The organism is Metabacillus malikii (assembly GCF_030813355.1).
Lineage (GTDB): Bacteria > Bacillota > Bacilli > Bacillales > Bacillaceae > Metabacillus > Metabacillus malikii.
The window spans coordinates 174,465-189,113 of record NZ_JAUSUD010000003.1 but is presented as its reverse complement, the minus strand read 5'-3'; the positions used below and the strand labels follow the sequence as shown (position 1 = coordinate 189,113).

The window sequence follows — 14,649 nt, the reverse complement described above, 5'->3', positions numbered from 1 at the left end:
GTGAAGGAAATGGACGTTTTTTCGATGGAGTTTGTCACTGCCCTGTTATCAATCGTTGTGATGGATTTGGTTTTAGCAGGTGATAATGCTATTGTAATCGGACTTGCTGCGAAACGATTACCGAAGGAGCAACAGAAAAAGGCAATCATATGGGGGACAGTTGGAGCAATCTTAATTCGTTCACTAGCCACAATTGTCGTCGTTTATTTATTAAAAATCCCAGGACTGTTATTAATAGGCGGGTTAACCTTGTTATGGATTTCTTATAAATTAATGACAGAAGAGGATAATCATGAAATTAAAACTGGTAACAGCTTTTGGTCTGCAATACGGACAATTGTGATCGCTGATGCAGCGATGGGTCTTGATAACGTCCTAGCTGTAGCAGGGGCTGCACATGGAAACTTCTTGTTAGTTATTTTAGGGTTGATTATTTCTATCCCGATCGTCATTTTAGGAAGTACAATTATTCTTCGCTTTATGGAGAAATATCCGATTATCATTTTCATAGGTGCCGCAGTTGTCGCATGGACAGCAACAAAGATGATTGTAAAGGAACCTTTTTTACAAGCATTCTTTGAAAATAATTGGCTGCAGTACAGCTTTGAGTTTATTGTTGTGATAGGCTTAGTTTCTTTCGGTTATATAAAAAGCAAAAAAACTCGTGAAAGCGCTAGGTAAATCACCCTAGCATTTCACGAGTTTTCTTGAATCTCCATAATCGAGGTAGCCCATTTGCTTGCTTCTTTATAAAACGTAAAAAGTTTCTCATCTGAAATGTTCAATCCTTCAATCGAGGTATTACCCTTTTCTATTTGGATTGACCATTTTAATACTTGTCCAAGATTATTTTCTCGATACAATAGTGCTTCCTGTATTTCATCTGATAATGGTAAATCTTTTACTATATCTTCTAGCCTACGATGTAGCAGTGTATCCATTAATGAAAGCATACCTGTTAACATATAGGAGGAAGTGAGCTGTTCTCCTAGGTAACTCGCTATTAATTCACATATCTTAGCTCTCATCAAAGAAATTCTTACAACTTCTTTCATCTTTGAACTACCTTGTTTATCCGGTTGAATTGATAGAACATAAATCCACTTTTTTATTTCATTCAAACCTAGTAATACAATGGCCTGTTTAATAGATGTTATTTTATTTCTTGGTCGTAAAGCCGGTGAATTGATAAGTTTTAACAGCTTATATGATAATGATAAATCTTGCTCAATATTCATTGCGATAATATCTATATTTGGTTCAGGCTTCGCTATTTCATTTAGCAATTGGTAATAGGTATTCATATATACTGGGACATCATAGCTTGATATAACTTCAGGTTTGCTAAAGAAGTACCCTTGAAAATAGCTATAGCCTATTTTATAGGCAAAGAGGAACTCTTCACGTGTTTCTACCTTTTCAGCTAGTAACTTAATATCATGAGGCTTGTACTTTTTAATTATCTGCATTTGTGCAGCCTTCGTAGTATGTAAAAAATCGACTTTAATAATATCTATATATTGAATGAGTGCAGGTAATAAAGCATATTTCTCTTGAATTTTAAAGTCGTCTAACGCGATTGTATAGCCTAATTGTTTAAGCTCTCTGCATAGCCTTACTAATGACTCATCAATTTCTACATCTTCTAAAATTTCGACAACAATTGAACTTGGATTAAAATAAGTCGGTACTTTTGTCTCCAACAGTTTTTTAGTGAAATTGACGTAACACTTCTTACCATCTGATAATTCATTCATGCCGATATTTAAAAAACTGTTTATAATGACTTCTACAGTTGCTTGATCCCCATCAATATCCGGAAAATAATTCTCCTTACTCCCTCGATATAGAAGTTCATATGCTATTACTTCTTCATTTCGATTAAATATTGGCTGTTTAGCCACAAATACTTCCATCCCTTAACCCCCAGAGCCACGATTACACAAAACATCTATCTATTTTACTATATTCACAGAAGTATTATAACACTTATTACAAGTCGTGATAAATTATACCAAAAATAATAGGTATAATTAATTATTATACATCAGTTCTTTTGAACTAAAATCCTTTCAGAAAATGAAAGGTGATTTTTATCCAGCCTAAAAATGATATCCATAATGGTACACTAAGCAATGTTGCCCAAGCCATACCTTTAAAAAAGTTCTCTTCGTGCACTTTTCCCACACCCTTCAAAATCGAAATATATTTACTATTTTTACCACGGTGGTTATTTCTAAAACTAAATTAAAGCGCTTTCAAGAAACTTTTTCTTATCATTACTAATTTATTCTCTCTCATATGATTACATACCTCTTAGAGATTCACTTTTTCTTACATTTTTCATTTCACCTAGAAACACATTTAGCATATAGTGTTACATGATTATTTGGGTAAGGAGTGAATCATGTGCCTGCGATTAATGGAGAGCAATATATTACCCGTATGAATAGTTTGAAGCCCAGTATATGGTTAAGAGGACAAAAAATCGAGGGTAACCTCTTTGAGCATCCCGATTATAAAGGTGCGATGAAAACGAAAGCATCCTTATATGATTTACAAGTGGATCCGAAGTTTGTGGAAATGATGACCTTTTCATCACCACTTACTAGTGATCGTGTTGGTCTATCTTTTATGCAACCGAAGTCTACTGATGATTTAGCGAAGCGAAGAACGATGATTAAGACATGGGCGTGTAAAACGTTGGGAATGATGGGAAGAACACCAGATTATTTAAATACGGTTTTAATGACACTTACGATGTCATCATCGATTCTCAAACAACAAGATGATGCCTTTCAGCAAAATTTAGTGAATCTATTTGAAAAAGCAAGAGAAAAGGATTTATCGTTTACACATAGCTTTATTAATCCCCAAGTGAATCGTGCACAAAGCTATATTGAAGATGCAGAGAAACCGATCGCAGCAAGAATTGTAGATAAGAATATGGATGGTTTAATTATTAAAGGTGCCAGACTTCTCGCTACACAGGGAGGAATGACCGATGAAGTCTTTATTTTTCCGTCTGGCGGTAATTTTGGTGATAACCAAAACGCCTTCTGCTTTTCCATCCCTACAGATACAGATGGACTAAAGTTCGTTTGTCGTGAAAGCTTTTACCAAGGTGAGTCTTCGTTTAACTACCCTTTATCCTCTCGTTTTCACGAGATGGAAACGATGATTATTTTTGATAATGTCCTTATTCCTTGGGACCGTGTCTTTTTTTACGATAGACAAGACATTGCCTATGAATTATTCTCAAAGAGCAGCTTTACTGCTCATACTTTACACCAAGCTGTCATCAGACAAATAACAAAAACAGAATTTATTCTAGGACTCGTTCAAAAAATGGTCACAGCACTTAATTTATCGGAATATCAACATATTAAGGAAAAGGTTAGTGAGATTATTATAGGCCTTGAAACAATGTATGGTTTACTAGAAAGAGCGGAATTACATGCAAAAGAAGATGAATGGGGAACGATGAACCCTAATGTCCATTCATTATATGTCGCGATTAATACATTTCCAAAGCTTTACCCGAGGATGGTTGAAATTTTACAAATCATAGGTGCTGGTGGACTAATTGCAATCCCGACTGAAGAGGATTTCAGTTCCGATATTGCATCAGACTTAGAAGTATATTGCCAAGGTACAGCATGTAGTGCAACAGAAAAAACGAGATTATTCCGACTTGCTTGGGATTTAACGATGAGCTCCTTTGGAACTCGGCAAACACAATATGAGCGTTATTTCTTTGGTGACCCTATAAAGTTAGCCGCGAATTTATACAACGGCTACCCACGGGAGGATTATCTGAAAATCGTTGAGCGATTTTTAAATGAGCACTAGTTTACAAAATCCGCCCGTTTTTATTAAATAAACGAGGCGGATTTTCTATCATTACATTTCTCCTACCCAGAAAATCAGCTTCGCAACTAATTCCTCAGCAACGTCAGGCTCTACCGTTTTAATTAAAGAGGCTGTTAACCGGTTTCTAACCTCTTCTCTTTCCTCCTCATAGGCCACAATTGTAGACCATTCGATATCTGGAATAGCAATTAAACTAAATTCCTGCTTTTTGTTTTCATAAATATAAACATTTGTGATTAAATCGTTGCCTGATTGAACATTTGCTTTCCGTATTTTCATATCATTATTTCTCCTTTTTCATCAAACAATATGTAACATTTGCATTAAGTGCAAAGCAAAATACCCTGTTGCAAAATCTATCTCTTATCAAGTGACACTTCAATCAGAGGAGGTTCAGTTCATCCTCTTGTGATTGTTAGTTGAACAAAATCGGGGTATTATCGTCCGTTATCTCCCACCTAAACATTTCTGCAATTCACTCTTATTTTTAGGTAGGCGTCTTACGGACGGTTGCCCCGCGATAAATATAGACTGATTTTTCCACTTTATATCTAGTGAAAGAATCAGTCTATTTTTCTTATTTCACAGCATATGCGATTTACTTATTAGCACTGTCGCTTTGGTCACTTACATCAATATCTTCAAATTTTGTAATGTTAAAATAGTTTTTATATTGGATAAAATCACCTGTATTTCCTGCGCCTGAACCTAATGAGCTTTTTTCAGCGCTTTTTGGTGACAACATAAATGCATCACCGACAGAAAAAATTCCTTCGCTTTCATTAACATCTACGGGTCCAACAAATGCCGGCATTTTACCACTCCATTCCCAAGATTCAGTTCTGAAATAGTATATGTGATAAAGCGGCCTATGCCTCTATATTGGGAGGATTATCGTATTCTTCCTTATATTTATTTCGTAATTTTATTAAACGAATAATATTTAACGTTACCGCTTTTAACATGGCATACGTCGGTACAGCAAGAATCATTCCCATTATACCGCCAAAGCTACCCGCACCGATTAATAATAAAATAATCGTTAATGGATGTGTATTCAAACGTTTTCCGATAATTAGCGGGGATAAAAAGTTCCCATCTATTTGTTGAACGACTGTTACAACGATAGCAGCAAGTAACGCTTTACCTGGTGAGTCAAGTAGCCCTATAATGACAGCTGGTGCAGCACCAATAAATGGCCCCAAATATGGAATGATATTTGCCACGGCTACAACTAACCCGAGGACTAAAGCATACTTTAATCCAATGATGGAATAACCGATAAAACAACCTACACCTACAAAGATGGAAACAATGAGCTGTCCTTGGATGTATGCTGATAATGTTTCGTTTAAATCTTGGAAAATCTTTAACCCTTCATGACGATATGTAGTAGGGAGAACTTTCACAGCTGTAGATGGTAGCTTATGACCATCTTTCAACATATAAAATAAAATAAAAGGAACAGTAATCAACGTTAACGTTATGTTTGTCACAACACCTAATACTTTTGTAAAGCTTGATGTAATATTCTCAGGCAGACTCGTCGCAAATCCAGTTAATGTTTCCTCGATTTGGTCTAGTGAAACATATTTCTGCTCCATTACCCACTCAAATTCTGACGTATGTGTTAACTGAGTAATAAATTGAACAATTTCATTTGCAAACATTGGAAAATTCTTCACTAAATCAGTTACCTGCTCGGATAAAACTGGCCCGACAAACGCTATGACTAACGAAATAACACCGATAAAGACGATATATGGGATTAATATCGCTATTGTTCGTGGAACCTTTCCTTTCTCTAGCAATTTTACAATTGGTGCAAAAATGAAAAATAAAATTCCGGCGATTAAAATCGGAAAAAACAATGTAGACACAAACACAATAATTGGTTCAAAGAGAAAAGAAACCTTTGTACCTACAAAAACAATTAATAATACAAGTAAAATTTGCAAAGTCCAAAAATGGGTTTTCGATTTAAACAAGAGCTTTCCTCCTATGTATCAAAGCAATTAAGATAATAATATCTATAGCTATACGTTTTAAATCTAGAAAATGTTTCATAGATTTCAAAAAATGTAGGCCTCTACTAATAATGTACATGATTTTATCAGTTTATACTATTAGTATTCACAAAATATCGAGCCCCAAGATAATATAAACCGGGCATCAGTTATTTTGCAATAAAACGGATTGATATATAGCAATTCAGTAAAAAAAGTCAGACTATTAATCTGACTTTTTCGTAACATATTATTCAACGATAACCTCTTCAACGACTTCAATTTCAGGGATTTTTTTTATCTCAACCGACCGAATTAAATGCCCTTCCATATCAACAATTTCAAACTCAAATCCTTTATAAACGAGTTTGTCACCAGTTTGGCAATCAATATTTTGAGTTAAAATCCATCCACCGAGCGTATCAATATCTTCATCATTAATATCTATGTTTAAAATATTATTAATCTCATATATAAGTACCTTTCCATCGACAACATAGTGCATCTCACCACGTTGTTGAATATCTGGCACCTCATCCTGGTCAAATTCATCGCGAATGTCTCCGACAATTTCCTCGATTATATCTTCAACGGTCACGAGTCCGGCTGTTCCACCGTATTCATCTACTAAAATAGCTAAATGAACCCGTTCCTTTTGCATTTTAATCAATAAATCATGAATAGGGATTGACTCAATCACTTGAATAACCGGTCTAATATAGTTTTGAATCGACGAATTTTTTCTCTGTTGTGGTGTTAAATAATATAAATCTGTAAATATCTCTTTAATATTAACCATTCCCAAAACATGGTCTTTATCACCATTCACAACCGGATAACGAGTGAATTTCTCACTCCTCATAATCTCTAAGTTTTCTTCAAATGTCATTTCAACTGAGGTAGTCACTATCTCAGTCCGTGGAACCATGATCTCTTTTGCAATTCGGTCATCAAATTCAAAAATTTTGTTTACATATTTGAACTCCGATTGATTGATTTCTCCACTTTTGTAACTTTCAGACAATATGATACGAAGTTCTTCTTCAGTATGTGCAAGATCATTTTCTGATGCCGGTTTAAGTCCAATTGAACGAACAAGTAAGTTAGCTGAACCATTCAATATCCAAATAAAAGGGAACATAATCTGATAAAAGAGAATAAGCGGACGTGAGAATATTAATGTGATCCTCTCTGCTTTATGAATCGCAACCGTTTTTGGTGCTAGTTCACCGATGACAACGTGAAGAAAAGTTACAATAAGAAATGCTAATAAAAAGGATAGAACAGATGTAACGGATTCATTTAGATGAAATGTTTCGATTAACGGGTGAAACATCCTTTCAAATGTCGGTTCACCGAGCCAACCAAGTCCTAATGCCGTTATCGTAATTCCTAACTGACATGCCGACAAGTAGCCATCAAGATTTGAGATGACTTTCTTTGCAACATGTGCAGAGGAATTCCCTTCAGCTATAAGCTGGTCAATTCGAGAGCTTCGTAGCTTTACAATTGCAAATTCGCTAGCTACGAAAAATGCGGTAACCGCAATTAACATCGCAATGATTATCAGGTTAACTATATCCAAAATGAGGGTCTGCCTACAAGTGTGGTGATAGTAGACAGCCCCTGTCACCTCCTAAAAACCTAAATATATTTAATCATTATCACCTTGGAAAAAAATCATAATGAATTTTAATAGCTCAAATAGTGCCATTAATGCACCTGCAACATATGTTAAAGCAGCAGCGCCTAATACTTTATTTACACCACGTTCTTCGTTATTTGTGATAATCCCTTCAGATATCATTAGTTTTTTCGCACGTGAGCTTGCATTGAATTCAACAGGCAGTGTAATTAATTGAAAAGCGACAGCAAAGGAAAAAAGAATAATCCCTAGCCCTATTAAATTTAATTGCCCTAACAGTAAACCACCAATGAGCATAAATGGAGCAATACCCGATGTCAGATTTACAACAGGAAACATTTTATGTCTTAAAACAAGTGCACCATATGCTTCTTTATGTTGAATTGCATGGCCTACTTCATGTGAAGCAACTGATATAGAGGCAATAGAATGTCCGTAGTAAACAGGTTCTGATAAACGGACAACACGTGCCATTGGGTCATAATGGTCTGTTAACGTACCTCTTACTGGCTCAACACGAACTTGATATAAGCCATTTTGATCAAGAATTTGTCTAGCTATCTCAGCCCCTGTTTTATATGAGGAAGCATCTACTTTAGCCCATTTATTAAAATTACCCTTCACCTTAAATTGCGCCCATATGGAGAGCCCAAAAGCTGCAAAAATTAAAAAGTCCATTGGATGAAAAAACATCTATCGATTTCCTCCTCTAGTTGATCGTTTTTCTGCTTGTGCTGGATTTTTGATAGTAAGCAGTTTCAAATGATTGTTACACTTTTTCTAAAACATTCTAGTTTTTCTAGGTCATTTCATAAATAACATTAATGATTGCATCAATGCTTTCGTCTCTTTAGTAATATGTTGTGCAACTTCTGCTTTTGAATCCTCATTAAGATTTTCAATTATTGGTTTTAATTCTTTAATTTCCGTATCTAACTGTTTCATATGTGTTGCTAAAAGTTTTGCATGTTTAATGCATGTCTCATCTTTACGTCTTTGTGCATTTTTTGAATGCCTTAGTTCAATCCGCTCTTTTATATCCTGCAAGCTCATATTCATTGATTTGCATAGCTCGATAAATCTAAGGTCATCAATTGTTTTATCAGAATACATCCGATAATTTGCTGCGGATGTTGTTTCAACTTGCAGCAAGCCGATTTGGGTATAATAATCTATTGTCCGCTTGGAAATATTGACCTTTTTTGCTAGTTCTCCAATTTTATACATATTATCCCACCCTATCACCTCATGCTCATATATATATTCTTATCTTATCGACTAAAAACCGTACAGTCAAACGTTACGCTTTTTTAATATATATGATTTGACGTTTAAACAATGAACACTTTCTGCGGTCATACTGTTGGGATTGGTTTATTAAGGTGAGGGACTCTTATGTTGATTGAGGTTGGTGTAGCTGTTATTACTTGTGCGGGTGGAAGGAGAGTTTGGTTGGTACTTCTGGAACTTAGTAATTTTTTCATTGAGTTAATGATAATACCATTTCTGCTTAGAGTCTTTCTCATTTCGGCTTCATCCCCTTTATGAAGACCATTTCTGTTCCTGGGCTTTCTCGGTTTGGGCTTCATCCCCTTTATGAAGACCATTTCTGTTCCTGGTCTTTCTCGGTTTGGGCTTCATTCACTATATGAAGACCATTTCTACTCCTGGGCTTTCTCGGTTTGGGCTTCATACACTTTATGAAGACCATTTCTACTCCTGGACTTTCTCGGTTTGGGCTTCATACACTTTATGAAGACCATTTCTGTTCCTGGGCTATCTCGTTTTGGGCTTCATCCCTTTTATGAAGACCATTTCTGCTCCTGGACTTTCTCGGTTTGGGCTTCATACACTTTATGAAGACCATTTCTGCTCCTGGACTTTCTCATTTTCGTCTTCCCTCTTAAAGATAGATGAAGACGAGTTTCGCCGGGAAAAATCTTTCTCATAACCTTCTTCCCCCTTAAAAAGTTACCACAGCCACCAACCTTTAAAACTAGATTCATCAACACAGACCCGCAGAACAGGACAAAAAGAGCAAGACACATCTCACTCTTTTACAAAATATCTAACGTCATACGGTTTCACGTAAGTCAATAAAAAGCTGTTCGATTAGATTATCAAGACGTTCAATTCGTTTGATTGCATCATCTTTGCTTATTTTACGATAATGGTGCTTTCCTTGTGGTTCTTCATCCATTTCGTCTGCCATTCGGACAATTTGCTGTAATGTTGTTTTATTCATTGAGTTTTCAGGGAGATAGGAATCAGTGTGGAGTAATATCGCAAGAGCAATTTCCTTTGCAGATGCGCGTTCTTCCCCAAGTCTAATCAGGAGTTTATGTGCCCGTTCCGCTCCTTTTATTGCATGAATATCGTTCTTCTTGTATTTTTCAAAGTCCCATTCACCATTTGTATACCACTCATAATGGCCAATGTCGTGTAACAGCCCGGACTTTGCTGCAATATCAGGGTTTACATCATGCTTTAGTGCGAGCTTAACTGAATATTCTGCAACACTAATTGCATGAGCAACCCCAGAACGATTTAAATATTTCTGTGCAATTGGATGTGTAAATATATCCATTAACATAACTCGACGCATGGTAATCCTCCCCTAATTAAAGTTTTCTAATGAATGTAACATATATTTATTCCCTCTTCAACTACGAGGAATGATTTGCTGACAAGTAAATTTTAACATTGATAAAAAAAGATACTCTTCTTTTATCTATATGCCAAAAGGACACCATTCGGAACAACATTCTCTTTGCAATGCAAGTGTATTGGTTAGCTAAACGTAGTAAATAAACTTGAAAAATAAGCATTAAAAAAGCTATCCTCAAGCCGTTAAGAACGACTAAGGATAGCTTTTATAATTTTATTGGGATGTTCACTTGAAAAATCGTTGTATTTTTCTCTGACTGAACATTAATCGTACCGCCATATTTATCTACAACTTGTCTTACAATACTCAGACCATCACCTCTTGGCACTCCTAATCGTTCTTCCTTAGTTGAGAAGCCTGTTTTGAAAATTTTAGTTATGTTTTCCTTTGGAATAGTGGGTCCGATATTCTCAATCGTAAATGAATAGTTCGAACTGGTTGCCTTGATTTCGATTCGGATAAATCTCTCTGTCTCGGGCAGTGTTGTTGTTGCATCAAAAGCATTGTCTATTAAGTTAGAAAGAATTTTTATAAGGTCAATTGATTTTATTTTTAGGAATTGGTCATCATCTACGAATAAATGCATATCAACTTTATCATTTTGTGCACGAGCCCATTTAGATTGAAGTAAGATAAAAAGTGCCGGGTTTTTCACTTTCAAAGGGAGTTCAATCGAAACGACTTCACTTGTTAGTGAATTGACATACTCTAGAGCACGCTCTTCTTTTTTTAATGTTAACAATCCCTGGATTACTTGAATATGGTTAATAAAATCATGTCGTATTGAACGCATTGTATGAAGGATTGATTGGAACTCACCTTGGTATGTTTCTTCCGTTTCACCAACTTGATAGCTAATTTCCTTACGAAGCCAAAATTGATAGACAAAAAATGTACTGAAGGCGAATAAAACAAACAAACCACTAAAAATAAAAAATGGCAAACTATCGGACATGACCTCTTCTGTAATACGATTGACTGTTTCAGAACTTTCTTCAATGACAAGAGAACCTATATTTTTACCGTCTTGGCTCAAAATAGGTACCCCTGCTAGCACTGACACACTATTAGTTGAATCTTCTAATCTAGTATAGAATGGAGCATCCTGCAAATACATCGTATGAAAGGCTTCAGAGTGTTTACTTACACTTCCTTTTTTCCTATCCGAAGCTTCTAAAAACGATCCATCTACTATTAATCTTGGTTGGCCATTTTCATCAGCTTGAATTATATAAATTGATTGAATGCCCGTATTCTTTTCTGCCTTTCTTACTTCTTCGTTCAATATTTGCAAATTCTCCGGATTTGATACCTTGCCCAGTAAATATTCTTGAAGTACATCTGGGTCCATGCTATTTAAAACAGTTTGAGCTTTGAACGTTCCTAGATTCCCTATCGTTATTTCAATCGTCTTTTTCATATTCAAGTAAGTTGCATATAAGTTAATTGAAGAGAGTACCATAATGACTAATATTGTTACGGAGATGATGACTGCAAACTTCTTCTGTTTTATTCGTTTAATTTTCAGCCACCTCTATACGTTTATAATCTGATTACTTTACAAAAAATGTATGAGTTTTAATTGTACTTGCAAAATATAACCCCATAACATTTTTTCATACCTACAGATATTATTACACCAGATGACAAAATTTGCGAATCTTTTTTACAATATTTTTGAAAATTTTCATTTCTAATTGCCTATTTTTTATAAGAGAACTTTTTCCCACAACATGTAATGACTTTTGACAAGACAATTGTTATGTATGTTGTCATATTGAATACATTCAGATAAATTCTTTTATATCATAAATCCGGCCATTTTCTAAAGGTTGAGTTAATAGCGTCACAAGTGTGTTGGCAACAAAGCTCGGACTTCTTAGCATTCCTTTTTCATGGTAGGCTTTAAATTGATCGATAGATGGAAAATCGGTATCTTTAGCAGTGCGAAGCGTACTTTGCATGTCCGTATCCATAATGCCTGGTGAGAAGCCAATTGCGATAATCGGATTCTCTTTGTCATGTTGCTCAATCGCAATTGTATTTGTAAACATATTCAATCCTGATTTTGTACTACAATATGTACTCCAGCCGGCTGTTGGCCTGTTTGCTGATCCTGAAGTAATGTTTACGATGCGTACCTGTCCTTGAAATTGATTGTACTCTTTTATAAAAAATTCACAGAGTAACATTGGTGAAATAAGATTCAAGTTGACATGTTCGACGATTTCTTGCTCGTTCGCATCACCGACATGTTTAATTGGCTCGACCATTCCAGCATTATTTATAAGTGTAATCGAATGAGCTTGATTCATATCTATCAGAGAAAAAACTTTCACTGCCGTTGCTTTTATTGTCTCGACATTGCTTAAATCACATTGTTGATGAACAATCGTTACACCATGATTGTCAGCTAGTTTCTCAAGTAAGGTGTTCTTATTTCTAGATAAGTAAATAATAGAAGAGTCACGATGAAACAGTTCTTTTACAATTGCTTCACCTAACCCTTTTGATGCACCTGTTACAATGTAGTAATTCATGACCGTGTTCACATCCTCTTGTAATCATTCATTAACGAAATCACACTAATTTATATCCACAGTTCGGGCAAAATTTTGTACCGGTTGTTTTTTCTCCACAATTAGGACAGAAGTTCGGCACTGTATTTTCTTGTTTCGGAGGCTCACTTTGTTGCTTCTCCTGCGTTGATTGCCCTTCTTTATCTGATTGTTTCATTTGTTTCATCATTTCATTTGCCATATTCATGCCGATCGTTATCCCTGCCATATCTGCAGCCGAACTTGATTTATTACCGCCTTCTGACAAGGATTTAGCCATTGCCTCTGTCATAGCAATTTTTTGATAACGATTCATATCGCCAACCATTCCATGTGAGGCTGTCTTTGTAATCATCTCTTGAATTTCTTTCGGATAGTTAAAGCTCATGACGTTAAATTCCTCAATCGTTAATCCATTCTTTAAGATTATCATATCAAGGTCTTCTTTAATTCCTTCAGAAATCTCAAAAGCATTGGCTTGCAGATTAAATAGGTCCTTTCCTTCCTTCGTAATCCACTTCATTAATAGTTGGTCAAGATTTGCTGAAATACGCTGCTTAACTTCATCAACCACATAGCTTTCCTTAATTCCAGCAATTTGGTCAATTAATGTAATGTAATCATCCACTTTAAAGCTAAATGTCCCATTCGCACGAACTGGAATCCCACCTGGAAGCTGTGAAGATGGAATATTTATCGCATTTTTAGTACCCCATTTCACTTGAAACACCTTCGTATTAACGAATAACACTTCGACACGCATGCCGCTGTTAAAGCCGAATTTAAAGCCCTTTAATGTTGAGAGAAATGGGATAATATCTGACTCGATGTTATAATCTCCGCTTTCTGTAAAAATCCCCTCTATTCTGCCATTATTCATGAAGATTGCATCCTGTCCAGGCCGGATAATTAATTTACTGCCTTTTTTAATCTCCTTGTTATTCCACTTCCAAAAAATCATATCATCTCTAAATTCTTCCCACTCAACAACATTTGCAAATTGTCCTCTAAAAAAAGACATCTACTCCATTCCCTTCTGTATCTTATTTCGCTTTATTAAAAGCTGCCTCTACTGCCGCTATGTGAATGACCCCCGCCAGTAACACCGCCACCACCACCAGAGTTGTTATTATTATTCTGTGGCCTTAATTGTCTCGTAACAGAGGTTCTTACATATGTATCGCGCCGATCTGTTAACCTAGAGTTGGTTTCATTCAAATACGTACGTTGATTTATTGTCACTTTACCACCTGAATGATAAATCATCATTCCTACAACTATCACAGCGATTCCGAGTGAAACTAAAAGCTGAAACCAAAATTGAAAGAGAATATTTCCTGCACTTTGTTCGTATTCATCTGTCGTTGCATAGTCTTCATAATACCCGGATTCTGCCCCCGACTCATCATAAATCTCTTCTTCAGGTTCGATATCAAAATATTCATCAGCTAATGTAATAAATGAAATGAATGCATCTGCATAACTTCCATTTGCTAAGTCAGGGTTTATTTCATCACGGATCGTATCAAGTCTTGAATCATGTAGATATGTCTCTGCAACTCCAAAACCAGCTAAATAAAAATCCCGATGCTCCATATCAATTGTTAGAATTGCTGTATTTCCATGTGGTTTATTGTATCCTAGTGCTTTTTCATCGTAAAAATCTTGCATATACGGGATAATATCTTTGCCTTCCGTATCATTTGTCGTTAATAAAATAAAGTCAGTTTCACGTTTATTTGAATATTCTGTAGCAATTGTCTGTAACTCTTGTAATTCATCCTCCGTTAAGATTCCAGCGAAATCATACACATATTGTTTCTCAGAAGTATCATTTGCAAAAGCAGTTATTGGTTGAAGTAGAAATAGAAACACTAAAAATGAGCATATTGCTTTCAT

The 14,649-nt window shown here is 35.6% G+C and carries 15 protein-coding genes; 2 read left to right on the top strand and 13 right to left on the bottom strand.

Annotated features, from left to right (window positions below; genetic code table 11):
- Nucleotides 1-9 precede the first annotated feature (9 nt).
- Nucleotides 10-681, top strand: a complete 672-nt coding sequence (locus J2S19_RS04800; protein ID WP_307338041.1) for a TerC family protein — start codon at nucleotides 10-12, stop codon at nucleotides 679-681.
- A 14-nt stretch (nucleotides 682-695) separates the two neighbouring features.
- Here the strand turns inward: J2S19_RS04800 and J2S19_RS04795 are convergent, their stop codons facing one another.
- Complete coding sequence (locus tag J2S19_RS04795; RefSeq protein WP_307338037.1) at nucleotides 696-1,916, bottom strand: EAL and HDOD domain-containing protein; 1,221 nt, start codon at nucleotides 1,914-1,916, stop codon at nucleotides 696-698.
- 493 nt (nucleotides 1,917-2,409) lie between these two features.
- Between J2S19_RS04795 and hpaB the strand changes: the two genes are divergently transcribed.
- Nucleotides 2,410-3,852, top strand: coding sequence for a 4-hydroxyphenylacetate 3-monooxygenase, oxygenase component (hpaB, locus tag J2S19_RS04790; RefSeq protein ID WP_307338034.1), 1,443 nt, complete (start codon nucleotides 2,410-2,412; stop codon nucleotides 3,850-3,852).
- Nucleotides 3,853-3,903: 51 nt separating this feature from the next.
- Here hpaB and J2S19_RS04785 read toward each other — a convergent pair whose 3' ends face one another.
- From J2S19_RS04785 to J2S19_RS04730, 12 genes are all read right to left on the bottom strand, one after another.
- Entirely contained in the window at nucleotides 3,904-4,152 is a 249-nt protein-coding gene (locus J2S19_RS04785) for a YueH family protein (protein ID WP_307338032.1), read from the bottom strand.
- 319 nt (nucleotides 4,153-4,471) lie between these two features.
- Nucleotides 4,472-4,687: a spore germination protein gene (locus tag J2S19_RS04780; RefSeq protein ID WP_307338029.1), complete on the bottom strand. Its 216-nt coding sequence runs from the start codon at nucleotides 4,685-4,687 to the stop codon at nucleotides 4,472-4,474.
- 55 nt (nucleotides 4,688-4,742) lie between these two features.
- Nucleotides 4,743-5,861, bottom strand: coding sequence for an AI-2E family transporter (locus tag J2S19_RS04775; protein ID WP_307338026.1), 1,119 nt, complete (start codon nucleotides 5,859-5,861; stop codon nucleotides 4,743-4,745).
- A gap of 268 nt (nucleotides 5,862-6,129) precedes the next feature.
- Nucleotides 6,130-7,464 (bottom strand): hemolysin family protein, encoded by a 1,335-nt coding sequence (locus J2S19_RS04770; RefSeq protein WP_307338024.1) that lies wholly within the window; start codon nucleotides 7,462-7,464, stop codon nucleotides 6,130-6,132.
- A 69-nt stretch (nucleotides 7,465-7,533) separates the two neighbouring features.
- A complete protein-coding gene (locus J2S19_RS04765; protein WP_307338021.1) occupies nucleotides 7,534-8,217 on the bottom strand; it encodes a zinc metallopeptidase in 684 nt (227 codons plus the stop codon).
- A 111-nt stretch (nucleotides 8,218-8,328) separates the two neighbouring features.
- Nucleotides 8,329-8,751 carry a MerR family transcriptional regulator gene (locus J2S19_RS04760; protein ID WP_307338019.1) on the bottom strand — a complete coding sequence of 141 codons (423 nt, stop codon included), beginning with the start codon at nucleotides 8,749-8,751 and terminating at the stop codon, nucleotides 8,329-8,331.
- A gap of 575 nt (nucleotides 8,752-9,326) precedes the next feature.
- Complete coding sequence (locus J2S19_RS04755; RefSeq protein WP_307338016.1) at nucleotides 9,327-9,473, bottom strand: hypothetical protein; 147 nt, start codon at nucleotides 9,471-9,473, stop codon at nucleotides 9,327-9,329.
- Between the two features lie 125 nt (nucleotides 9,474-9,598).
- Nucleotides 9,599-10,129: an HD domain-containing protein gene (locus tag J2S19_RS04750; protein ID WP_307338013.1), complete on the bottom strand. Its 531-nt coding sequence runs from the start codon at nucleotides 10,127-10,129 to the stop codon at nucleotides 9,599-9,601.
- A 268-nt stretch (nucleotides 10,130-10,397) separates the two neighbouring features.
- Nucleotides 10,398-11,612: a sensor histidine kinase gene (locus J2S19_RS04745; protein WP_307338010.1), complete on the bottom strand. Its 1,215-nt coding sequence runs from the start codon at nucleotides 11,610-11,612 to the stop codon at nucleotides 10,398-10,400.
- Between the two features lie 367 nt (nucleotides 11,613-11,979).
- A complete protein-coding gene (locus J2S19_RS04740; RefSeq protein WP_307338007.1) occupies nucleotides 11,980-12,732 on the bottom strand; it encodes a (S)-benzoin forming benzil reductase in 753 nt (250 codons plus the stop codon).
- A gap of 40 nt (nucleotides 12,733-12,772) precedes the next feature.
- The gene (locus J2S19_RS04735; RefSeq protein WP_307338003.1) at nucleotides 12,773-13,771 is read right to left on the bottom strand and encodes an SPFH domain-containing protein; all 999 of its coding nucleotides are present in this window, start codon (nucleotides 13,769-13,771) and stop codon (nucleotides 12,773-12,775) included.
- A 35-nt stretch (nucleotides 13,772-13,806) separates the two neighbouring features.
- Nucleotides 13,807-14,649, bottom strand: a complete 843-nt coding sequence (locus J2S19_RS04730; RefSeq protein WP_307338416.1) for a TPM domain-containing protein — start codon at nucleotides 14,647-14,649, stop codon at nucleotides 13,807-13,809.